This is a genomic window from Saccharophagus sp. K07 (assembly GCF_014336955.1).
Lineage (GTDB): Bacteria > Pseudomonadota > Gammaproteobacteria > Pseudomonadales > Cellvibrionaceae > UBA5868.
This window is the reverse complement of sequence record NZ_QRAI01000002.1, coordinates 529,443-552,715: the sequence shown is the minus strand read 5'-3', so window position 1 is coordinate 552,715 and position 23,273 is coordinate 529,443. Positions and strand designations below refer to the sequence as shown.

The following is a 23,273-nucleotide window of genomic DNA, read 5'->3' as shown; positions in this document are numbered from 1 at the left end:
AAGTTAGTCGTCGTTATTCTTACGCGCTTTCAACTGTTTTATTTTTCTTTCCAATTCCTCTATTTCACGCGCGGTCATCGCATCGGCGTCCATATCCAGCAAGGCGCTGGCTGCCTGCGCTGGAGAGCCTTTAAAAAACGTTTTGAGCAAACGACTGAGTGCAGATTGCTGGGCTTTTTTTTCTGCCACCTTGGGAAAGTAGATATAGCGCGCACCTTCCTGACGAAATTGCACAACGTCTTTTTCGACCAGTCGCGCCAGCAATGCGCGCACGGCGGAATAACTTGGCGGATCAGGCAAATGATCTTGAATGTCTTGTGCAGAGCAGGCTTGATGCTCATAGAGAATCTCCATGATTTGCCGCTCACGCCGACTCAATTGTTGAAGTGAAAAGGATGACATCTAGCTGACCTGCTAAATTTTTAGCACCATGCTAAAAATTTAGCACCCCATATCCATCAGTCAACCCCAAAACAGAAAATGCAGAATCCAGCACATAAAAAAACGGGCCGAAGCCCGTTTTTTCGATATCTCTACAGCGAGGGATTATTCGATTGGCTCGAGTTCCAGCTCTACCCTGCGGTTGGCTTCGCGGCCAGATGCCGTGGAGTTGGAGGCGATAGGATAACGATAGGAGTAGCCGATAGAGTTGATTCGACCAGACGCAACACCTTTGCCAATCAGATAGTTTTTGACGCTTGCTGCACGATCTTCACTCAAACGCTGGTTAAGATCGGCACCGCCAGTGTTATCGGTATGTCCAGAAACTTTAATGCGGGTCTTTTTGAATTCCGCCAACACTTGCGCAACAGAATCCAGAACTGGATAAAAGTCGCTGCGGATATCGCTTCGATTGGTAGCGAAAGTAATGTTGCCAGGCATGATCAGTTGAATGTTGTTGCCTTCGCGACGCACTTGAACACCGGAACCTGCGAGACGTTCACGCAGAGCTTTTTCCTGGTTATCCATGTAAACACCCACTCCACCGCCAATAGCAGCTCCTGCAACTGCGCCAGTCAATACGCCTTTTTTACGGTCGCTTTTACTGGATGTTGCAGCACCTACTACAGCGCCAGCAACCGCACCTACACCAGCCCCTTTTGCAGCATTACTGGTTTTTGTTTCCCCAGTGTATGGATCCAGGGTGGTACAAGCTGCCAATACTAAGGCCAGCAAAGCCACAGTTAATTTACGCATAGGATGTCTCCAGTTAATTCGTTTTAATTTGTCGTGCTTTTCTCAGGCCCGCATAAATGTCACAGACGCCTGCGGACCCGTGGGCCGCGGTATTTTAACGACCCTCAGAGGGACTGCAATGACAATTTAGCAGGCCCTATGAATTTAGCAGGCGCTTATGAATCGTTGCTGAACTTGCTACCATCCAACAAATTTCTCCCCCGCTCTATTTCAAAGGAAACGCTATGAACAGCCGTGCGATGCCGATCAAGATTATTTCTACTATTTCCATCGCTGCAGCGCTGTGCGCCTGCGGACGCTACGCCGTGACACTGAACGAACAGCCTATTTACACTCCACCAGCGCTCTACAGCCAATTTTCCCTGGCGGACGAAGCGCTGCTGAATTGCGTTAAACAAACGATTATTGATCAAAAGATAACGTCGGCAGACGCACTCGTCCGACTGACCTGTCGCCACGCCGGGGTAAAAAGCCTTACCGGGCTAGATCATTTTTCATCGCTGGAAGAATTGGACGTTTCTTTTAACGATCTTCAGGACATCAGCAGCTTGAACCAATTGAAAAAGCTACGCTTGCTGAAACTCAATGATAATCCGGCTCTGCGGTGCGACCAGTTGATCTCTTTGGAACAGGCAGAACTCACCATAGTTCCGCCCAAGCACTGTGACAGCTAATTCAGCCATTACTTCACAAACATCAGACCTATAATGTTTCTATGACTGTGCATCACTTTCATAGGAACGGGCTCTGCGTTAACAGGGCCAATGATTTTTTTGAAAACCACGTTCACGACCGTGCCCACTGGGGGCGTCGGATGGTTTTCGATGGAGACCTGAGCCCCACCATCGGAAATGTCCATGGTGAAGCCAACAATGGTGCCAAATGAAGGATGTGTGATTTCGACCCGAAAAGCGGATGCTTTCCGCTCATAGCGCCTACGCTCTTCCACGGAACTCTCCTCGACTGTTTTTATTTCTCCAGAAGTTATAGCACCGAATGCTCAACGCTGCTGTGCACAATGCTGTGACAGTAGCTACTAATCCATAGTTGCTCCCCAAGCTTCCAAAGCATTACTCACAGACTTATCCACAATCATCACATACACACATTAGCTGTGGATATTTCTGTGGGATAACTTTTGGTAACGCCCGCTGAGCCGCGTTATCAGTGCCTTCGCGCAATCTGTCTTTTATTTAACCAAAAATAAAAATTCTTTTATTTTCATATATTTATAAAAATCGATCGACTTGGAGTGGCAACTGAAGTCTCCTAGCAGGCAAAAGCAGGATGGCAGGAAACAAATGTGGAAAAGATTCGAGTCAAGGGCTTGACAGGTTCGTTTTAAACGACCTGGAGCCACCCAAATCCCTCGTCCTGACAAGCAAAAGCAGGCGCGCAAAGTGGTTTCGATAGAGTGGCAAGAGCAGCCGCCGCCAGGGCTATAGAATTATTTTTTCTCGATATATGCCCAACAACCAGATGCTGCAAGCGATCGGTATCGATCTGCTCAAGAAAGGCGACCGCTTGTTCATTGCTCAAATGTCCCCAGGGGCCGGCCACACGTCGTTTTAATGACATTGGATATGGACCGACTGCCAGCATATGCCGGTCGTGATTGGCCTCTAACAACAATGCGTCGCAACCGCCGTAAGCCGCGAGCACACAGTGATCGATACTGCCCAGATCCGTAAGAATTCCCAAGCTTCTTCCAGCCCGGCGAAATACATACTGCACCGGCTCACGGGCATCATGCGGAACCGGCACTGGCTGTACTGTGATTTCGCCAATGGCGAACGGCTGATCAGAGGAAATTAGCGTTAATTGCGGAATATTGCCGAGGGCGCGGGATTCGTAAGTCCCGCGCGTCATATACACAGGAATAGCGCAGCGCCGCGCGAGGAGCGGAACGCCGCGAATATGATCACTGTGCTCATGGGTGACCAGCAACGCGGTGAGATCCGTTAAGGCCAACCCTAAACGGCTTAGGCGATAAGTCGTTTCCCGCACACTGAAGCCACAATCGACCAATATATGAGTTGTTCCGTCGCTCACGATAGTCGCATTGCCGCTACTGCCGCTGCCAAGGGAGGCAAAGCGCAGCATGATGAAGATTTAAATCAGATTACGACGCAGGATGGATAACATACGTTTGTTATCCGCAAGGTTAATGCGCGAGCCGCGGGCATCGCGAATTTTGACCACCACGTCGCCACCTTCTCGCTGCAACACCACCAGATATCCAAAGGCGTCTTCCAAGCCATCAGAGAAAGCGACGTTTAACACACCATTAAACAAACTGCGCACTTCTTCCTTTGGAGCCAAATTGGCGAGGATTTCGTTCAACGGATAACGCCGTTCTTTCGCATTCGATTTTGGCTCGAAGGTAAACAAACGGATAAACCAGTTGCGTTTTTTGGCGGGGTCGAGGAACTGGGCGTAAAACACGCGTTGATCAGCGGACTCATCCCACAAGATATAGCCTTCTTGCGTCAAGGCATGCGCCAAAGACGCCCAAGCGCGAGAGTGCTCCAGACGCAATCTCATGGCCGGTTCAGTGCCATCAATAAAGAGTTCTGCTTTGACTTGGCCACCGACTGACTGCCCCAAGAGAGATGCGGCTTTATTGTCGATATCGCCCGCCAGCGCATTGGCCAGTTCTTCCAGCAACCAGGATTCGCGCTCTACATTCAACGACTTCCCACCCCAGGGAGCTACATCTTTGGCGTCTACATCGGCGTGGCGTTGCAGAATGTGAATTTCAGTACTTTCCGGACGCAGCCCTTTTTCAATACGAATACGGTATTGATTTTTGATTTGCGGGTCGGATTTAAATATCACCCAATCAGTTACCACCAAGCCTGTATTCGGCGAACTCTCCGCCACCTCAATTCCTGAGCGCGATAGAAAACTTTGTGTCAGCGGCCAAACCTGCGCAGCAGGTGCATCGATCAGAATCCAACGGCGGTCACCCACTTTTTGAATTTTGATTCGCGCCTTCTCGCCAGCGGCGGATATAGGCTCAGGGCGCGGCACCACAAATCCGTCTGTGCGAATATCATAGAACGTAGTGCTCTCTTGCTCGCGAACTTCTGGAATTGGATAAAGAGGCTCAAGTGGGACGCTGGAAACCCCTTCCGGCAAGGTGATTTCTTTGATGGAGCCCGAACGTTGATACTCTTGGCTGCGGTCGCGGAATATACAGCCGCTTAAAGGAAGGGTTAGGGAAATCGCGAGCAGAACAATACGGGCGGAGAAAGCGGAATTTAGTGTTTTGCGTATCATCGAAAAATTCTAATCATCGTGGAAACGGTTGATAACCAAGTACCAGCAGCGCCCGTTTCCGAAGGCTGGTGGAACGCTTTTACAGAATGCCCGCCGCAATCATTGCCTGGCGCAAAGGCTCGTGAAAACGCTCAGAAAGCGGCGTCATTGGCAGGCGAATACCAGCGGCAATTTTTCCCATCTGTGCAAGAGCCCATTTCACCGGAATCGGGTTGGATTCCAAAAAAAGACTTTTATGCAGCGGCATAAGGCGATCATTAATGGCGCGAGCTTCAGCCATGTTACCGGCGATCGCTTTTTCGCACATTTGGGCTACCAGACGCGGCGCCACGTTGGCTGTCACAGAGATCTCGCCCAAGCCACCAAGTTCAATCAAATCCACTGCAGTCGCATCATCACCGGACAACAGGAGGAAATCCTGCGGCACTCGCTCGCGGATTTCCTTGGCGCGCTGGAGATTACCGGTAGCCTCTTTGATGCCGACGATATTGTCCACGGCAGCCAAGCGGGCGACGGTTTCCGGCAGCATGTCGACCGCAGTGCGGCCGGGAACGTTATAGAGAATCTGCGGAATGGCAACACGCTGGGCAATATAGGCGTGATGCTGGAACAAACCTTCCTGAGTTGGCTTGTTGTAATAGGGAGTCACCAACAGGCAGGCATCGGCTTTTGCATCTTTCGCGGCCTGGGTCAGCTCCAAAGCTTCAGAAGTGGAGTTGGCGCCAGTGCCAGCAATAACCGGAATTCGGTGATTCACCATATCCACGGTGCGGCGGATCACTTCGACATGTTCTTGCATATCCAGAGTGGCCGACTCGCCGGTGGTGCCGACGGTGACAATGGCGTGAGTGCCCTGTTCTATATGCCAATCGATCAAGGCGGCCATGGATTCCCAGTCCAATGAACCGTCATCTCGCATGGGTGTAACCAAAGCGACCATGCTGCCTTGAAACATGTTGATCTCCGCGCTTGTGCTGCTGGTGGGGAAAAGCTGGCTATGGTAATGGCGGTCCCTGCAACACTCAAGCTGGAATCATGCGGCCGAGTGCCAGGGAACGCTTTATTTGCGGCGGCGCTTGCGTATCACGCCCGCCTGCTCATAAAGATCGGGTTCGCCGGGCGGACGGGTTTTGAATCGCCGGTGAACCCACAGGTACTGCTCCGGCTGCTCCAGAATCCGTGCTTCAACAAACTGATTGATGCGCACAGTATCCGCCACTTCGTCGCCCGAGGGGAAATCCTGCAGGGGTGAATAAATTTTCAGATGGTAGCCGCGGCCATCGGGTTTGCGGGTCTGGGTAAAGGCAATGACCTGCGCTTTGCCGAGACGGGCGAGTTGGCTAGTAGCGGTCACAGTCGCCGCCGGGATGCCAAACAGGGGCACAAAAATAGAGTGTTTTGCCCCGTAGTCCTGATCGGGGGCGTACCAGATGGCCCGGCCATTGCGCAGCGCCTTCACCATTGCCCTGACATCATCCCGCGGAATCGCCTGCCCCTGCATGGTGTGGCGCTCACGGCCAGTGCGCTGGATGTAGTCGTAGACCGGATTGTTGTGCGGACGGTAAGTACCATCGATGGAGAATCTCAAGCCCAACAACTTCGCCCCTATATCGATATGGGTGAAGTGAAAGGCCATCAAAATCACGCCAGTGCCGTTATCTCTCGCCGCTTCCAGATGCTCCAGACCTTCGATGGTGTAGAGACGCTGCAAACGCCATTTGGGCCAGAACCAGGCAATGCCAGTTTCAAAAAAAGCGATACCGATGGACGTGATGACTCCCCGCGTAACGGCTTCGCGCTGTTCTTCGGTCCAGGAGGGGAAACATAAATCGAGGTTGGCACGGGCGATCTGTCGGCGCCGTTTGGCTAAGTGATACAGCAGCCATCCCAAGGCTCGCCCCAGCTGGTATTGCACTCGGTATGGCAACCAGCTCAGGGCGTACCACACTAAAAAGCCTAGCCAGGTAATCCAGTACTTGGGGTGTAAGAGTGCAGAACGAAAACGAGGTGTGCTCATGAAGACTCAAAAGCGGGTGCTATCGCATGGATTTACCCAGAACAGCAGCACTAAGGCGCTGCTGGGTTACTCAAGCGACAGCACCTCTAAAGATTAGAGAAAATCCGCCGGTACGATTGGACTGATATCCGCTTCATAGTCCACGCCTTGCACCCCAAAACCGAACAGTTTCAGGAACTCGGCGTTGTAGCCTTTGTAATCGGTCAGTTCGAAGAGATTTTCTTCGGTCACCTGCGGCCACAAATTCTCGACCTTGGCTTGAACTTCCGGATTCAGCTCCAGGTTGTCCATGCGCAGACGCTTGTGGTCGTCCAGGCGCGGCGTGTCGGTGTAGAGACCTTCAGTAAACAGGCGATACAACTGCTCGATACAACCCTCGTGCGTGCCCTCTTCTTTCATCACTTTGTACAACAGAGAGATGTAGAGCGGCATGATAGGAATCGCAGAACTCGCCTGAGTGACCAGCGCTTTCAGCACAGCGACATAGGCCTTGCCATTCAATTTGGCGGCAGAGGCATTGATGGCCGTTGCGGCGCGATCCAGATCTTCTTTCGCTTTACCGATGGTCGCTTTGCCATAAATCGGCCAAGTGATTTTTTCGCCCAGGTAGGTGTAGGCAACGGTCTGGAAATTAGGCGCGAGCAAATCGGCGTCGGCCAGGGCTTTGATCCACAATTCCCAATCTTCACCGCCCATGACTTTAACGGTGCCGAGGATTTCTTCTTCCGTCGCGGGCTGCAGCGTAACTTCGGAAATTTTCAACGTATCGGTGTTGAGGTTCTTGGCTGTGTAGGCTTGGCCGATCGGCTTGAGAGATGAACTGTAAACTTCGCCAGTGACAGGATCGGTGCGGCGCGGAGCTGCAAGGCTGTAAACCACCAGATCCACTTTGCCCAAATCGTTCTTCAAGATTTCCAGAGTCTTGTCTTTGATCTCCTGGGAAAATGCATCGCCATTGATGCTCTTGGCGTACAAGCCCGCTGCGTGAGCTTCTTTCTCAAACGCGGCTGCGTTGTAGTAACCGGCAGAGGCAGTTTTGCTTTCGGTCGGTGGTTTTTCGAAGAAGATACCCAGGGTGTTTGCGCCACAGCCGAAAGCTGCCGTAATGCGGGAAGCCAAGCCATAACCTGTCGATGCACCGATCACCAGCACGTTTTTCGGTCCATTGGCGATGGTGCCGGACTTCTTCACGTAGGCGATCTGTTCGCGCACATTGGCGGCGCAACCTTCCGGATGAGCGTTGGTGCAGATGAATCCACGAACTTTCGGTTTGATAATCATGGGCGCAATCATATCCTGTTGAGATTGAAAGGCCGGCATTATAACCGAATCCATTGTGACGTCTGCCCGCCTTTGCAGCGCCCCTGTCTGCCAGCAGACGAAACGGAGTCGTCTGGGCCTATAATACGCGCCCGATTTGAACGACCTCCGTTAATTCCATGTACTCACTTCGCTACCAAACGCTCCCTGCCTGGACCGAAGCTGTCTTGGCTGACTTTGACGCTTTTTTGATCGATCACGCTGCGGCCGAGAAAAAAGCCTCCGGCATGGCGGTCGCCATGCTGTCTCACTATCCGGATAAACCGGAAATCGTCACGGCCATGGTCGATCTGGCGCTGGAAGAAATGACGCATTTTCGCGAGGTGGTAAAAATTATTCACCAGCGCGGCTTGCGCCTCGGCGCCGACCAGAAAGATCCTTACGTCAACGCGCTGCGCGAGCACACGCGCACCGGCAAAGAAGTGTATTTGCTCGACCGCTTATTGATCGGCAGCATAGTCGAAGCGCGCGGCTGCGAACGCTTCGGTCTGATTGCCGAAGCTCTGCCGCCCGGCGATCTCAAAAAATTCTACAAAGCCATTACCGAATCAGAAGCGCGCCACGAAGATTTATTTATCAAACTGGCGCAGCTGTATTTTCCGGAAACAGAAATACGTGCGCGCCTGGATCAATTGCTGGATGAGGAAGCCAAGATAGTTGCAAGTCTGCCGATCATAGCGGCACTGCACTGACAATGCGCCAGCCCAAATCCATCGCCAAATATCTGGACCGCTACGCGGAAGCGGAAACGCAGGCGTTGGAAACCTTTCCGGGAATTGCCATTGACAATATTCTGGTGGTGCCGTTTTATCGCGAAACCACGGCTTTTCCGCAACGTTTTGTGGCGGGTGATCTCGGTCGCACCCAAACGCTGGTTATTGCCGTTATCAACCAACCGCCGGGTCCCGAAGAACCGCAAAATCGCGCGCTTGCGGATTTTTTTCTACAGCGCGAAGTGATTTGGCGGAACGACAACCTCACGCTCTGTCGGGAAAATATCGAGGGACTGCATTGGCTGGTGGTGGATCGTTTTAGCGCAGGCAATACCATCGATTCGCAATACGGGGTTGGCCTCGCACGCAAACTCGGTTGCGATTTGGCAGCGGCATTAGTGGCTCGTGGCCGCTGCAATTCGGAATGGATTTATACGACTGACGCGGATGCGCATTTACCGACAAATTATTTTTCCGCTCAATCCACACTTGGTTCGTCTGAAGCAAGTGCTGCAGTTTTTGCAACCAAACATATCTCTCCCGGCGGAAACACTGACGTTTACCGGGCCACCCAGCTTTATGAACGCGCGCTGGATTATTACGTTTGCGGTTTGCACTGGGCAGGCTCGCCTTATGCGTTTCCCACGATCGGCAGCGCCGTGGCAATCCGCGCAAAAGCCTATTGCGAAGCCAGAGGTTTTCCAAAAAAAGCGGGCGGCGAAGATTTTTATCTTTTAAATAAATTGGCAAAATTGGGAGCAGTCTCTTATATCCGCGAAATTCAAATTGCAATTGAATCGCGCGTCTCAACCCGGGTCCCGTTTGGAACCGGGCCTGCGGTGGAAAAAATTCTTGCGCTTGCCAATCCCGATGAGCATTTCACCTATTACGCACCAAAAGTTTTCCTCGCACTGCGTCAATGGATTTCCCATATCCCTAATATTTGGGGTTGTATTCAGCAGCAGGAAAACCCTCTCGCAAATTTGCCTGATTTTATTCAAAACGCTCTAAACCAAGCGAACATTGACGAATTGTGGGGCCATATTGAGCGGCAAATAAAAACCGCTGGCGAATGTGAGCGCGCTATACATCACTGGTTTGATGCCTTTCAAACCTTAAAATTTATCCGGCGACTTCAGGACAGCTGCTACCCTGCCCTGCCTCTCAAAACCTGCCTTGAGCAAGCGCCATTTATGCAGGAGTGCACCACATGATCGACATGTTGGTTGAGCAAGTTTTGTTATTTTTGATTTCCGTCGCCGCCAATGTTTTATCGTCTCTCGCCGGCGGCGGCGCAGGCTTAGTACAGCTACCAGCGCTGATATTTCTCGGCCTGCCCTTTGCCACCGCCCTTGCTACTCACAAAATTGCCACGGTCGCTCTGGGAGTTGGCGCCAGCATCAAACACGGCAAACAGGGACATCTGGAATTGCCGTTTGCGCTATTTATTCTCGCCTGCGGCATACCGGGCGTTATTGTGGGCGCGCGTACGGTTCTCAATTTGCCGGAAAATGCCGCACGCATATCCCTGGGATTGCTCACCATTGGCCTGGGCATTTTTTCCTTTGTGCAAACCAATTTCGGTCAGGTCTGGCAGCCGCGCAACCGCGATAAACGCGGCATGCTCTTAGGCGGGATCTGGCTTTTTCTACTCGGTTTTCTCAACGGCTCTTTGACATCCGGCACAGGACTGTTCGTCACTCTACTGCTGGTGGGATGGTTCGGCCTGGACTATAAACGCGCCACTGCCTATACCATGGTATTGGTTGGACTTTTCTGGAATGGTACAGGCGCACTGACCTTGACTATGCTGACACCGGCCCAATGGTCCTGGTTACCCGCGTTGATTCTCGGTTCAGTGATCGGCGGTTATTGGGGTGCACACCTCGCCATTCAAAAAGGCAACCCGGTGATCAAGCGCGTTTTTGAAGTGGTCACTATTTTGTCTGGACTTTCGCTAATAGGGACTGTGTTGGCCTAAGAAAAACACCACAAAGCCACAATGTGGCACTAATAGAGAAATATGATGTTACCGTTTTACCTCAACCCACTTTCCGTTTTTCGCACACTCGATCAAATCGACCGCGAGCCACCGTCTTATACTGCAGATCGCGCAAGCACATCGCGCACTACGCTGATCGTTTTATTCAGCACCTGTGTAGCACTGCTCTTGTTGAATTACGCCAAAAATTCATCCTCTATGGTTGCTGCCCTGACACAAATTGCACTTTGGCAAGGTCATGCAGGCGATTATTGGATAGCCAAACTGGATCAAACGGGATTTTATGATTTAGGTCGCTACGTCTGGTGGAGCGGGTGGCACGTAATTGCCTATGTTTTGATTCCCGCTTTTGTGTTGCGAGTGTTTTTTCAGCAACGTCTGATCGATTACGGCTGGCGCTGGGGCGAAACCCACAAACACTGGCGCGGTTATCTGGTGTTGTTGAGCCCGATACTGATTTTGGTGGTACTGGTAAGCCACCGCGACGATTTCGTTAACCACTATCCGTTTTACGCTCAGGCAAGTCGCAGCTGGTTGGATTTTATTGCTTGGGAATTTTTTTATCTGCTGCAATTTGCCTGTCTGGAATTCTTCTATCGCGGCTATATGGTGCAAACATTGCGGCCGCATTACGGGTCTTCCGCAATCTGGATCATGGTCGTGCCCTATTTGATGATCCATTTTCCCAAGCCCTGGTTGGAAGCAACCGGAGCAATATTTTTCGGACTTTTTCTCGGCATGCTCGCCTTGCGCTCCCGCTCGATCTGGGGAGGTTTTTTTGTTCACGCCGGTGTGGCAATCAGTATGGATATAGCATCGCTGATACAACAGCAACGCCTGCCGCAACAATGGCTGCCGTGGTAATCACTTTCGGGCGGTCTAAAACATCATGCCAAACTGCAATGCCAGCCCAGCTTCTGGATATTTTTCTGCGTAGGTCGCCGCAATATTAAAACTGCCATTTTTAAATGCGACGCCTAATCCGATGCTGGGCAATCCGGTACGGTCGACCGTATTGTACTGGTAACCCAGCCTCACCATTTGAGGCCCCCAGAGACGGAATTGCGAGCCGATACTGATAAATTGTTTATCGCCATCAAAACCCAGAGGCTCATTGCGGGTCAGATCCGCATCTATTGCCAGCAACGCATCATCAGTACCCAAAGTTAGCCCTGCGCGCACGATCGGCCTTACGTGAATAGTATCACCGAAGCGATTTTTCAGTTCTTTAGATACGATATTTTTGATCACCGCACCAAATGACCAATAGTTTGCAGCGGCGTAGGTAAAACCGGCATCCAGATTCCAGAATTGGTAATCCAATCGTGTGTGGTCCAGTTTGTATTCATCCAATTCAAACTCATCCACACGTTGCACAAACGCAATAGAAGAATATTCCTGTTGCTTTACATTTAGACCGAAGGCAAAGCCTTCCAACTGCTCGGGCATGATGGAAAAGTTGAGCGCTTTTTCGGTGACTTCGGCACCGACATAAATAATTCGACTATTAATATCCTTGGGAATCTCGTGGCGAAGAAAATTGCGCAGATCCACGTCGTCCAGTTCCATTTCTTGGATATTTTCCCTAACGCTTTCGTCAGCTAAAAACTTCGCCATCCCTTGCAAATCAAAATGCTGGTCCAGCTGCTTCAAACTCTGTCGCAGATTTTGTAACGCTGCCAAAAAAGGCACTACGCCGGGAATTTGTTTCGGATCGCGCAGTTGATCGTGCAATTCCCATTTGTCAGCCGATTGCTGAATCAATTGCTCTACATAATCCCAGTCCACTTGGCGTGCGAGAATCTCCAGCTGTTTTGCCCGGAGGTGCAACTCCTTGGCAGGGGTATCCTCATTCACCGTTTTGAGATAACCCTTGTAGTTGTCGATAGCCTTTAGCAGCGGGCGAACACCTTCCAATTGTTCGTAATTCAGCAGCTCATCGTCGACTGAGCTGCTGTCCGCCGACTCGCGCAAACGATCTTCGATTCCCGGCCAGTCGACACGGTGGTAAAGGTCCTCAACACGTCTGGAACTATCGATGGTATCTGCGAGGGAAAATGCGGTATCGGCAAGACGACTGATGCGGATGATGTCCTCTGGGTCATTTTTCACCACACCACTCAGCACTTGGTAATGACTGATAAACGCACCCACAGCAAACGTCCGATGTTTACTCAGTGCATGCGCGCCACCGGAGGCAGCTATACGAATATAACGGTCGGGCAATTTATTGACTTCATCGAGCACATGATTCGCCGTTGCTGCCAAGTCACGCAATACTTTTGTATCTAGGTCGCCATTACTAAACGCATTGCGCGCATTGCGGAATTTTTTCTCCAGTTGCAGGCGCTCAAAATTCTCTTCGATCTCTTCAAACGTCTCGATGAAATGCTCCCGGTCAACCACTCGCGTGCCCAAATACGCATCCCAACCATGAGAATTTTGTAAGCCGGCAATAACAGCGGGATTTAAATAGGGTCGATCGCCTCCTACACCAGTCACGGCCCCAGCACCACCCATCGCCATGGAATTGGCATCGAAGGGTAAAAACGATATGGCATTTGCATTCGCGCCAAAGCTGGCAACGAGCGCCAAAGTTGTCAAACGGCAAAAGATTGGGAAAGAAGGCACGAAATCCATCGTAGGGGATATAACATTTCTGAGGGCCCGCAATGGTGACTCGGCCAGAAAATCTTTTCCAGTCCGATGCAAAAAATCACAACGGATTTAACAGTTCCGCATTCTGGTTACGCCAAAACGCGAAGCAGGACGACATCAACGTTATTGATCAAGTTCAGAATCCGACGTCCGTGTCGGATTTGGATAGATTAATTCGCAGAGAAGGAGACAGAAATGCGGTTATTTTTCTGCGCGATCGCATTCCATTCGCCAGCGCTCACCGCGTTCGTTATCGCCGGGTAGGTGTAGCGCGGAATAGAGTAAGCGTGAGATGACAATTCAACTTCGATATTGCCCTCCAGCAAAATCGGTGCACTGTGCAAATAATTTAAAAACCCCACGGACACCTGGTCATTAACCGCCACTTCCGGTACACGATTGGCCAGAAACATGCATTCATCGAGATTGCTTTCCGGCTCCGGCAGAATAAATCGGCCGCTGGGATCTTCCACCACACAGAAATTGCCCAAGTGAATATCCAGATAAACTGCACCATTAAAATTGGCCGCTTTCAAAAGCGCCAGCAATTCTCCCAGCATATAAATCCGCTGGTCGCCCAGCGGAATTTCGCCGAAGGCAATTTGCGTATTCACATTGACGGCCCAACTGAGGGCATCCAGCAGAATCTGGCGATCGGCGAATGAACCTGCTGCCGCACCCGTGGCATCCGCGTCACCGCTGACATTACTTAAGAGACGATTGACCAGCTCTTCCTGTGCCCGCGTGCGTTTAATCAGCTCCTCGTATTGGGATGCCAGTAACTCCTGATGACGATTGTTCACATAGATGTGATAACCGAGAAATGCGATACCGAGCAAAATGATGCCGAGGAAAAAATTCGATAAACCCGATCTTTCTGCTGGAGGTTCAACAAAAGGTTCCAGAGGTACGGCGGGTTCCGGCGCTTTTTCCGGCGTCACGTTCGCAGCGCGGTTGGTTGCGCGGTTCTTCTCCTGCGCGTCCTTCGCCAGGCGGCGCAGCAGGAATTTGGTGCTATCTTCGATTTCCTGACGGACTTTGGCGATATGTATCTCGAATAGCCGGCTGATCTGCTTCTGCACCTGATCCAGATCACTGTGGGGAACCGCTTCCGGTTCCGGATCTTCCACTGCATCAAAGGAGGTTAACAGCGGCTTCACCAGGGGCTTCTCTTCCACGGCATCCGTCAGCAGCGGTTCTGTGGCTTCCGCCGTTGGCTCCTCCACCCCTCTGGGGCTGATGCCCAAGCTGCCGAGAACCTTTTCCAGGTTGGCATACTTCATCACCTCTTTGCCGAGGATGTCGATCGCCCCTAACGCCCGAGCCTGGCCGACGTATACATCTCCTTGCTCAGATGTATACATGATCACGGGAATCAAGGCCGTGCCGGGGTTGGATTTGATGATCTTGAGTGCCTCCAGACCGTCCATCCCCTCCATATGGTGGTCAAGAAAAATGACAGCTGGCTGACGATAAGAGAGGTAACCCAAGGCTTCTTCTGCGGACATAACCGTGTCCACTTCCAGATCGAAGCGCTCAAGCATTTTGCGCAGGCGCGCCTGCGCAGTCTTGGAGTCATCAACAATAAGTACACGCCGGCGGGCCATACCTGTTCCTTATTTTTGTGCTGGCTGCACCGGACCCGAGGTTACGTGCACACCATGCAAAACCGATGATCATTCAGCGGAGCGAATCTCGCCCATACGCTTAGTTCCTGAGCTCCGGTGGGGGTTCCCCGATGCGTTCGCATGCTCGCCGGAGAGCTAGTAAGACCCATAAGTTATAACACAGATCCCCTGGGCACGCCGGACCCGGCGTCAATAGGGTGATCTGGATTGCGGAAAAAGCTGACACTATCGCAAAAAATGGCCTGCGGCTCAGCTGCAGAGATAGACCGGGAAAACATTGAGATGGCACAAAATAAAAAAAGCGGCTTACGCCGCCTAAACGAGTGCGAGAGGGGAATCGGGGGTAACAATTTTTTACAGAAGCTATACCAATACTTGAACGCGACCCGCGATTTCACGCACGGGGTAGGACTTTACCCGCACGGACGGCTCTTCAAGACAAACGCCGGTCGCGAGGTTGAAATGTTGTTTATAAATAGGTGAAGCCACCACCAGCTGACCCTTTACATCGCCGACTATGCCGCGTGATAACACGGCGGCACCACTAAAGGGATCTATGGAGCCTATGGCATATAGCTGGCCCTGCACCCGGTAAATCGCAATTTGTTCATCGTTAACCAAGGCGCGGACACCCAGATTGGGAAGAACATCTGAGCTATCACAGATATCCATCCAATCCTCTGCAAGCCGTTCTGCTGAATTCATAAAGATTTCTCTCTCATTCTTTTACTTAGCTCGATTATCAGGCTGTTTCCAATTCATTGGCTTCAACAAAGCGAACGATTTCTTCTTCGTTGGCCGGACGGATTTGCTCACGCTCTTCAACAAACACAACCGTGTTATCGCGCTTGTTACTGTTAACAAATGTGCGGAAACGCTTTAATTTCTCAGGATCGCTGATAGTGGATTTCCATTCGCATTGATAGGCGTCTATCACCATTTGCATTTCTTTTTCCAGCTCAGCGCCTACGCCGAGTTTGTCGTCGATAATGACGCTCTTCAGATATTTGAGTCCGCCTTCCAGGTTGTCCATCCAGACGGATGTGCGTTGCAGGCGGTCGGCCGTGCGCACGTAGAACATCAAAAAGCGATCGATATATTTCAATAAGGTTTGGTCGTCCAATCCGGTAGCAAATAAATCCGCATGACGCGGCTTCATTCCACCGTTACCGCAGACATACAGGCTCCAGCCATTTTCGGTGGCGATAACACCAACGTCTTTGCTCTGCGCTTCAGCACATTCACGTGTACAGCCGGAGACAGCAAATTTCAGTTTGTGCGGTGCGCGCAAACCTTTGTAGCGCTCTTCAATCGCGATAGCCATGCCGACGCTGTCGAGCACGCCATAGCGGCACCAGGTACTACCCACACAGGATTTCACGGTTCTGACCGCTTTGCCGTAGGCGTGCCCGGTTTCAAAACCGGCGTCGATCAATTCCTGCCAGATCGCCGGCAAATCTTCGAGCTGCGCACCAAATAAATCTATGCGCTGACCACCGGTAATTTTGGTGTACAGGCGATATTTTTTGCCTACCATTCCCAGGGCAATTAATTTATCTGGCGTAATTTCGCCACCGGCTACGCGCGGCACAATGGAATAGGTGCCGCTTTTCTGCATATTCGCCATAAAATAGTCATTGGTGTCCTGCAGATGAGCGAGTTCATTTTTCATAATCAACTCATTCCAGCAGCTCGCCAAAATAGAGGCCACCAAGGGTTTACAAATATCACAACCCAAACCGCGTCCGTGTTTTTCTATCAATTCTTCAAACGTGCGGATATTTCCCACCCGCACCAGGTGATACAACTCTTGTCGTGTATATGAAAAATGCTCACAGACATCGGTGCAAATATCGACACCAAGTTTGGTAAGTTCGCTGTTCATTACCTGAGTTGCCAAAGCGACGCAACCGCCGCACCCCGTACCTGCTTTGGTGGAGCTTTTGATCGCCCCTATAGTGGTTGCGCCATCGCGCACCGCGCAACAAATCGCACCTTTGCTGACGTCGTGACAGGAACAAATGGTGGCAGTTTCCGGCAGAGCATCAACACCGAGACCTGTAGCGGCTTGGCCGTCGGATGCCGGCACAATCAGTTGCTCCGGAGATTCCGGCACCTCCATATGATTCAGGCAAATTTGCAGCAAATTGCCGTAGGCAGAGGAATCACCGACCAGCACCGCACCAATCAATTTTTTGCCATCGGGCGACAGCACCAAGCGTTTGTATATTTCGTTGATACCGTCCTGATAAACATAACTGAGAGCACCGGGAGTGCGCGCCTGTGCATCACCGATACTGGCCACTTCAACACCGAGCAATTTCAGTTTGGTGCTCATGTCCGCACCTAAAAATTGCTCTGTGCCACCAGTGATATGGGAGACCGCCACGCGGGCCATTTGATATCCCGGAGCCACCAAGCCAAAAATGCGGTTGCTCCACAGGGCGCACTCACCTATAGCGTAAATATTCGGGACAGTGGTCTGACAATAATTGTTGATGACGATACCGCCGCGCTCACCGACGCCCAAACCGAATTTGCGCGCGAGCTCATCGCGCGGACGAATACCGGCGGAGAATAAAATCATATCGGTTTCGAGATAATTGCCATCGGCAAAAATCATGCGGTAGCGGCATTTTTCCCCGGCAACAATTTCCTGGGTATTTTTTTCGGTATGGACTTTAACGCCGAGCTTTTCGATTTTACTGCGCAGTACTTGACCGCCACCTTCGTCCAGCTGCACAGCCATCAGACGCGGTGCGAATTCCACAACATGCGTTTCCAGTCCGAGATTTTTTAATGCGTTGGCCGCTTCCAAACCCAGCAAACCACCACCGACCACAACACCAACTTTGCTTTGTTTGGCCGATGCGGTAATCGCTTCCAAATCTTCGATCGTGCGGTAGACCAAGCAGTGCGGTTGCTCCCTTCCAGGTACAGGAGGAACAAAAGGATAAGAACCTGTGGCCAGCACTAATTGGTCATAGGTTTCTTTGTGGCCACTGGCGGTTACAACACAATTTTCTTCCGGTTTCAGCTCCACGACTTTTTCATTGAGTTTGTAGCTGACGCCTTTTTCTTGATAGTAGGTTTCCGAAGTGAGCATCAAATCTTCCGCGGTAGAACCGGAAAAATAGGCGCTTAATTGCACACGGTCATACGCGAGACGCGGTTCTTCCGCGATAGTGACGATTTGATACTGATCCGCGTTCGATGATGCCAGCAGAGTATCGATAAATTTGTGTCCCACCATGCCGTTGCCTACCACGACAATTTTTTGCTTCTTCATATGCGATACTCCAAAAAGCGATGCAGCAGCGAATTCGCGAAGGTGATGCTGCGGTGATCTACCGAGATTCGAAAAGCTTGAGCATTTAAAAAAATATCCGGTAAGCGCCGCAAATAAAGTGCTACGGGTTTATTTGTCGAAGCATCAAAAAGATGCAGAAGAATATTTTTAATAAACGCACTCAAACCAGTGGCAGGGAAATAGCAAGTGATGTACCAGCTTGCGAATGCGTGGAAGGATTATTTTTTGCCGTGTAAAAACAGAGCCTTAGATCACTGATTTTGAGAAGAGGCAATCCAGCTGTGCAAATCGCTCGATTTTGTATGCACCTAATAAAAGCATTTTGGCACCAACAAGTAGCACTCATGATCGAAAAACCATATCCATATGCGCACCAAATTGTCCCAACTGATTTACGATTAAGCACCATTTATGATCAATAGTGCTTTTGGCGATAACACCAGGGAAGTGAAACGCGCCATTTGAGGGCGAAAGTAAACCGGATTCGGATTGGCGAGGTCTATGCACTAGACCAATGCTTTCGATTTTCTTTAACCAGGGGAGTCTGCATAATAACCCGCATGATTGAGCCCAGCCTGACAGACCCCTTCGGTCGCCAAATCCGCTATCTGCGACTCTCCGTGACAGACCGCTGCGATTTTCGCTGTCGTTACTGCATGGCGGAAGACATGACCTTTCTGCCGCGCAGCCAGGTCCTTTCTCTGGAAGAGCTGACGCTGATCGCAAAAGTATTTCGTCAGCTCGGCGGCGATAAACTGCGCATTACCGGCGGTGAACCGCTGGTTCGCCGCGACGTTCTTCATCTATTCCAGAATGTCGGCAGGCTCGGTTACCGCGACCTGAGCCTGACCACCAACGGCGCGCGCCTGGATCAATACGCCGCTGCGCTGGTGGATGCCGGGGTACATCGCGTCAATATCAGTCTGGATTCCCTCCAACCCCACCGTTTTCACGATATTACCCGCACTGGCGATTTGAACCATGTGCTGCGCGGTATAGACGCCGCCCGCCGCGCCGGTTTTCAGCGCATCAAACTCAACACCGTGGTGATGCGCCATTTCAACCTGGACGAAGTGGTACCACTCGCCCGCTTCGCTCTGGAGCAAGGCCTGGATATCAGCTTTATCGAAGAAATGCCGCTGGGAGAAATCGACGACCACAAGCGGCTGGACGAATTTGTCAGCAGCGCGGAAATACGCGCGCAGCTGGAATCGGTCTTTTCATTGAAAGCAATTGACGATGATACCGGCGGCCCCGCCCGTTATTGGGCGGCACAGGGCTACGCCAACCGCATAGGCTTCATCTCGCCCCACAGCCACAACTTTTGCAGCACCTGCAATCGCGTTAGAGTCAGCGCCGAAGGCCGCATTCTGTTATGCCTGGGCAATGAGCACAGCGCCGATTTGCGCTCGATATTGCGCGATACACCGCCCGGGCAGCAGGAAGAGCGTTTGGCCGAGGCCCTTGTGGCTGCTTTAAGACTCAAACCTGAACGCCACCATTTCAATCTCGAAGAGCCGCCGCAGATATTGCGTTTTATGAACGCTACCGGCGGCTGAGCACAAGGATTCTCTATGTCGCACACCAGCGAATTTCATCCTCTCAATATTTGCGTGCTGACCGTTTCGGATACCCGCACTCTCGCCGAGGACAAATCAGGCGATACCCTGGTGCAACGCCTAACTGACGCAGGTCATCGCCTGCATAAACGCGAGCTGATCAAAGATGACATTTATCAGATACGCGCCGTGGTTTCCGCCTGGATTGCAGAGCCGGAGGCGCAAGTGGTGCTGATTACCGGCGGCACGGGATTCGCCGGTCGCGACAGTACACCGGAGGCAGTAACGCCGCTGCTGGATAAACAAATCGAAGGCTTTGGTGAATTGTTTCGCCATATTTCCTTTAGTGAAATTGGCACCTCGACCATTCAATCCCGCGCCCTGGGCGGACTCGCCAATCGCACATTGATTTTCTGCCTGCCTGGGTCCACCAACGCCTGCCAAACCGCCTGGGACAAGATTCTTGCCGCACAGCTCGACAGCCGCACCCGCCCCTGTAATTTTTATGCCCAGGTGCGCCTCTGAATGTTGGACTTATTTGTTGCCCGGGAAAAAATCGCGCAGGCGGCGAGCGCCCTCGCCCGCAGTGAAACCCTGCCTTTATCGCAAGCGCGCGGACGTATTCTGGCTGAGGATTGTCTGGCGCTGGTCGATGTGCCACCGGCAGCCAATAGCGCCATGGATGGTTATGCCCTGGTCGCTCCGTCCTCGCCCCCACCTTGCACACTGCCCATCAGCCAAATCATTGCCGCTGGAACACCCCCAAAGCCGCTAGAGCAGGGCACAGCCGCGCGCATTTTTACCGGGGCGGAAATTCCTCCCGGCGCCAACGCGGTGGTGATTCAGGAAGATTGTGACGCAACAGCGGAAACCGTAACTGTAAGGGTGGCGGTAAAGCCAAGCGAGAATATTCGTCAGCAAGGCCAGGATCTGCAACGCGGCCAATTAGTCGCAAAAAAAGGCGAAAGGCTCACAGCGGTTCATCTCGGTTTATTGGCGTCGTGTGGTATCAGCGTTGTCACGGTCGCTGCCAAACCGCGAATCGCTCTTCTCAGTACCGGCTCTGAACTGATCGAACCCGGCCAGACTCTCGCGCCGGGTCAGATCTACAACTCCAACCAATTTATGCTCGCAGCCTTGCTCGAGGACTGGGGCTGTGAAGTCGTATTTAAGGGCCGCGTCGAAGACGATCTGGAGAAAACCCGCCACCTCTTATCTGAATGGGCGGAAGCGGTGGACTTGATCGTCACCAGCGGCGGAGTTTCCGTCGGCGATGCAGACCATTTAAAAGCGGCCATTTCCAGCACCGGTGAATTGAATTTGTGGAAAGTCCGGTTAAAACCGGGCAAACCTCTGGCGTTTGGCCATATTCACCACACCGCGGGAAAAACACCGGTTATCGCCCTGCCCGGCAATCCGGTTTCCTCTTTTGTCACCGCCGCGCTTTTTATCAAACCCTTTATTGCCGGTTTGTGCGGGCAACCCTATCGACCATTGGAATTCCGTCCGCAAGTCTCCGGATTTTCTATCGACCGCCCCAACAAACGCCCGGAACTGATTCGGGTGAAATGGGAAAACGGCAAATTGCAGCGCTTCAGCAACCAGAGTTCCGGGGTGTTGAGTTCTGTCGTCTGGGCTGACGGACTTGCCTGGATCGAAGCCGATATCTGCGTGCGCGCAGGCGATACAGTTCCCTACATTGCAATGAGCGATTTACTCTCGCTCTAACCTGTTAATCAAAAGAGACGATTTATGGCAGACCAAGAAACTTCCATAGAAGCTGCGGTATTCCGCCGCTTGCTGAAACACCTGGACGACAACAAACAGGTGCAGAACATCGACCTGATGAACCTCGCCGGTTTTTGTCGCAACTGTCTAGCGAAATGGTATGTGGCAGCAGCAGCCGACCAAGGCGTCACAGTCGACTATGAACAAGCGCGCGAACGCATTTACGGCATGCCTTACGAACAATGGAAAGCACAATACCAAACACCAGCGAGTGCTGAACAGCTGGCCAATTTCTCCAAAAAATCGGACCACTGATTTATGCCTGTCACCATCGAACAGCTGTGGATCTACCCGGTGAAATCCCTGGCCGGTATTCAACTGTCCAGCGCGGAATTGGGAGTCGCTGGGTTAAAAGGCGACCGGGAGTGGATGATCGTCGATGACAAAGGCGTGTTTTTGACTCAGCGAAAGTTGCCGCGTATGGCGACTATCAAAACCGCGTTGCGCGGCGACCAGCTGATTTTGAGCTGCAAGGGCGATGGTGATATCGCACTGACGCCACCCGCCGGAGACAGTGAACCCGTGCAAGTGTGGAGTTCACATTGCCGCGGCTTGGCGGCCGACGCCGAAATCAATCGCTGGATATGCCAGGCCATCGGCGTCGATAAAGCCAAACTGGTGTATTTCGACAAACGCCAGCCGCGTCCTGTGGATCCCGAGCGCTTTGGCCCCTACCACACCCATTTCGCTGACGGCTCACCCTATTTGGTGACCAATTTGGCGTCGCTGCAAGCGCTGAATCTGCATCTGCTGCAATCGAATATTCCGCCAGTCAACATACTGCGCTTCCGCTCCAATATTGTGATTTCCGGCCTCCCCGCTTTTGCTGAACACAATACGCAAGTTTTGCGCAAAGGCAGCGCGGTTATAGCGCTGAAAGATCGCTGTCAGCGCTGTTCGGTGATTACGGTCGATCAGCGCACCGGAATACCCTCACCTGAGCAATACCCATTTCAAGCACTGGCGCAAATCAACGGTATGCCCGACAAACCCAAAGCGCCTGTATTCGGGGTGAATTCCGTGTTAACAGATGGAGCTGGCACCACCATCCGTTGCGGCGAACAATGGGAAATCGGTTAGTACGACAGGACTTCTTTGACGAAGGGAATGGTCAGCTTGCGCTGTTGCTGCAGGGAGGCATCGTCCAGGCGATTGAGGAGATTGAACAGTTCGTTGGTGTCGCGCGGTGCACGGCTGAGAATATATTTCGCCACCTCATCCGACATGTCCATGCCACGCGCTTTCGCCCGTAGTTGCAATGCATGGGCCTTTTGCTGATCGTTGAGTCCGTGCAGGTGATACACCACGCCGCCCAACACACGGGATTTCAAATCCGGCAAGGTCAGCGGCAGCGACGGCGGACTGGAATGGGAGGCGATCAACAAGCGATTGCCCGCGTCGCGCAGGCGGTTGAACAGATGAAACAACGCCCGCTCCCACGCTTGATGGCCGCAGATTTCATCTATGCCATCGAGGCAAACCAGGCTGACTTTATCGAGCCCCTCACAAACATCCTCCGGCGCATAGCCCACCAGATCGCGCAGCGGCAGGTACTGCACACTGATTTTGTGTTCATAGGCCAAGTGACAGCAGGCTTGCAGAAGATGGGTCAGCCCAGCGCCGCGGTTGCCCCACACCAACAGATTTTGATCGCCGCGATTCAGGCTGAATTCGCGCAGCGCGTAGACAACCAGCTCATTGCCTTCTGCCAAGTAAAAATTGGCAAAAGTGGCGTCGTCGTTGAGTGATACCCCAAGGCTTAATTGAACTGGCGCGTGCTCGCCAACCCCATCCATAAC

The 23,273-nt window shown here is 52.0% G+C and carries 23 protein-coding genes; 10 read left to right on the top strand and 13 right to left on the bottom strand.

Features of this window, described 5'->3' with window-relative positions; translation table 11 throughout:
• Positions 1–3: 3 nt before the first annotated feature.
• Entirely contained in the window at positions 4–402 is a 399-nt protein-coding gene (locus tag DWB84_RS08920) for a BlaI/MecI/CopY family transcriptional regulator (protein ID WP_187409411.1), read from the bottom strand.
• Positions 403–546: 144 nt separating this feature from the next.
• Positions 547–1,197 (bottom strand): OmpA family protein, encoded by a 651-nt coding sequence (locus DWB84_RS08915; RefSeq protein WP_187409410.1) that lies wholly within the window; start codon positions 1,195–1,197, stop codon positions 547–549.
• 224 nt (positions 1,198–1,421) lie between these two features.
• On the opposite strand from DWB84_RS08915, the gene DWB84_RS08910 reads away from it, so the two are divergent.
• Positions 1,422–1,871, top strand: coding sequence for a hypothetical protein (locus tag DWB84_RS08910; RefSeq protein WP_187409409.1), 450 nt, complete (start codon positions 1,422–1,424; stop codon positions 1,869–1,871).
• Between the two features lie 8 nt (positions 1,872–1,879).
• On the opposite strand, the gene DWB84_RS08905 is transcribed toward DWB84_RS08910, so the two are convergent.
• The 6 genes from DWB84_RS08905 to fabV form a co-directional block, all read right to left on the bottom strand.
• Complete coding sequence (locus DWB84_RS08905) at positions 1,880–2,146, bottom strand: PilZ domain-containing protein (protein ID WP_187409408.1); 267 nt, start codon at positions 2,144–2,146, stop codon at positions 1,880–1,882.
• 392 nt (positions 2,147–2,538) lie between these two features.
• On the bottom strand, positions 2,539–3,303 hold the full coding sequence (locus DWB84_RS08900; RefSeq protein WP_370589701.1) for an MBL fold metallo-hydrolase: 765 nt from the start codon (positions 3,301–3,303) through the stop codon (positions 2,539–2,541).
• A gap of 6 nt (positions 3,304–3,309) precedes the next feature.
• On the bottom strand, positions 3,310–4,479 hold the full coding sequence (gene bamC / locus DWB84_RS08895; protein ID WP_187409406.1) for an outer membrane protein assembly factor BamC: 1,170 nt from the start codon (positions 4,477–4,479) through the stop codon (positions 3,310–3,312).
• A gap of 79 nt (positions 4,480–4,558) precedes the next feature.
• On the bottom strand, positions 4,559–5,434 hold the full coding sequence (gene dapA, locus DWB84_RS08890; RefSeq protein WP_187409405.1) for a 4-hydroxy-tetrahydrodipicolinate synthase: 876 nt from the start codon (positions 5,432–5,434) through the stop codon (positions 4,559–4,561).
• Between the two features lie 105 nt (positions 5,435–5,539).
• Positions 5,540–6,496, bottom strand: coding sequence for an LpxL/LpxP family Kdo(2)-lipid IV(A) lauroyl/palmitoleoyl acyltransferase (gene lpxL, locus DWB84_RS08885; RefSeq protein WP_187409404.1), 957 nt, complete (start codon positions 6,494–6,496; stop codon positions 5,540–5,542).
• A 93-nt stretch (positions 6,497–6,589) separates the two neighbouring features.
• Positions 6,590–7,777 (bottom strand): enoyl-ACP reductase FabV, encoded by a 1,188-nt coding sequence (gene fabV, locus DWB84_RS08880; RefSeq protein WP_187409403.1) that lies wholly within the window; start codon positions 7,775–7,777, stop codon positions 6,590–6,592.
• A 158-nt stretch (positions 7,778–7,935) separates the two neighbouring features.
• Here fabV and DWB84_RS08875 point away from each other — a divergent pair, with 158 nt between their 5' ends.
• The 4 genes from DWB84_RS08875 to DWB84_RS08860 are packed head-to-tail and all read left to right on the top strand — an operon-like array spanning position 7,936 to position 11,395.
• Entirely contained in the window at positions 7,936–8,508 is a 573-nt protein-coding gene (locus DWB84_RS08875) for a tRNA-(ms[2]io[6]A)-hydroxylase (RefSeq protein ID WP_187409402.1), read from the top strand.
• A gap of 2 nt (positions 8,509–8,510) precedes the next feature.
• Entirely contained in the window at positions 8,511–9,743 is a 1,233-nt protein-coding gene (locus DWB84_RS08870; RefSeq protein ID WP_187409401.1) for a glycosyltransferase family 2 protein, read from the top strand.
• Complete coding sequence (locus tag DWB84_RS08865) at positions 9,740–10,510, top strand: sulfite exporter TauE/SafE family protein (RefSeq protein ID WP_187409400.1); 771 nt, start codon at positions 9,740–9,742, stop codon at positions 10,508–10,510. Before DWB84_RS08870 ends, DWB84_RS08865 begins: the two co-directional genes overlap by 4 nt.
• 42 nt (positions 10,511–10,552) lie before the next feature.
• Positions 10,553–11,395: a CPBP family intramembrane glutamic endopeptidase gene (locus tag DWB84_RS08860; protein WP_187409399.1), complete on the top strand. Its 843-nt coding sequence runs from the start codon at positions 10,553–10,555 to the stop codon at positions 11,393–11,395.
• Between the two features lie 15 nt (positions 11,396–11,410).
• On the opposite strand, the gene traF is transcribed toward DWB84_RS08860, so the two are convergent.
• The 4 genes from traF to nirB all read right to left on the bottom strand — a co-directional run bounded on the left by traF (position 11,411) and on the right by nirB (position 18,106).
• Complete coding sequence (gene traF, locus DWB84_RS08855; protein ID WP_187409398.1) at positions 11,411–13,162, bottom strand: conjugal transfer protein TraF; 1,752 nt, start codon at positions 13,160–13,162, stop codon at positions 11,411–11,413.
• Positions 13,163–13,359: 197 nt separating this feature from the next.
• Entirely contained in the window at positions 13,360–14,796 is a 1,437-nt protein-coding gene (locus tag DWB84_RS08850; protein ID WP_187409397.1) for a PleD family two-component system response regulator, read from the bottom strand.
• A 384-nt stretch (positions 14,797–15,180) separates the two neighbouring features.
• Positions 15,181–15,522: a nitrite reductase small subunit NirD gene (gene nirD, locus DWB84_RS08845; protein ID WP_187409396.1), complete on the bottom strand. Its 342-nt coding sequence runs from the start codon at positions 15,520–15,522 to the stop codon at positions 15,181–15,183.
• Between the two features lie 37 nt (positions 15,523–15,559).
• Positions 15,560–18,106, bottom strand: coding sequence for a nitrite reductase large subunit NirB (gene nirB / locus DWB84_RS08840; protein WP_187409395.1), 2,547 nt, complete (start codon positions 18,104–18,106; stop codon positions 15,560–15,562).
• Positions 18,107–18,687: 581 nt separating this feature from the next.
• On the opposite strand from nirB, the gene moaA reads away from it, so the two are divergent.
• From moaA to DWB84_RS08815, 5 genes are read left to right on the top strand one after another with little or no spacing between them, the layout of a single operon-like run.
• Positions 18,688–19,686, top strand: coding sequence for a GTP 3',8-cyclase MoaA (gene moaA, locus DWB84_RS08835; RefSeq protein WP_187409394.1), 999 nt, complete (start codon positions 18,688–18,690; stop codon positions 19,684–19,686).
• A gap of 15 nt (positions 19,687–19,701) precedes the next feature.
• Positions 19,702–20,211 (top strand): molybdenum cofactor biosynthesis protein B, encoded by a 510-nt coding sequence (moaB, locus tag DWB84_RS08830; protein WP_187409393.1) that lies wholly within the window; start codon positions 19,702–19,704, stop codon positions 20,209–20,211.
• Complete coding sequence (glp, locus tag DWB84_RS08825; RefSeq protein ID WP_187409392.1) at positions 20,212–21,414, top strand: gephyrin-like molybdotransferase Glp; 1,203 nt, start codon at positions 20,212–20,214, stop codon at positions 21,412–21,414.
• Between the two features lie 24 nt (positions 21,415–21,438).
• The gene (locus DWB84_RS08820) at positions 21,439–21,729 is read left to right on the top strand and encodes a DUF1244 domain-containing protein (protein ID WP_187409391.1); all 291 of its coding nucleotides are present in this window, start codon (positions 21,439–21,441) and stop codon (positions 21,727–21,729) included.
• 3 nt (positions 21,730–21,732) lie between these two features.
• Entirely contained in the window at positions 21,733–22,554 is an 822-nt protein-coding gene (locus DWB84_RS08815) for an MOSC domain-containing protein (RefSeq protein WP_187409390.1), read from the top strand.
• Here the strand turns inward: DWB84_RS08815 and hda are convergent.
• A complete protein-coding gene (gene hda / locus DWB84_RS08810) occupies positions 22,551–23,270 on the bottom strand; it encodes a DnaA regulatory inactivator Hda (RefSeq protein WP_187409389.1) in 720 nt (239 codons plus the stop codon). The two genes, DWB84_RS08815 and hda, sit on opposite strands and share 4 nt — an antisense overlap.
• Positions 23,271–23,273: the final 3 nt, after the last annotated feature.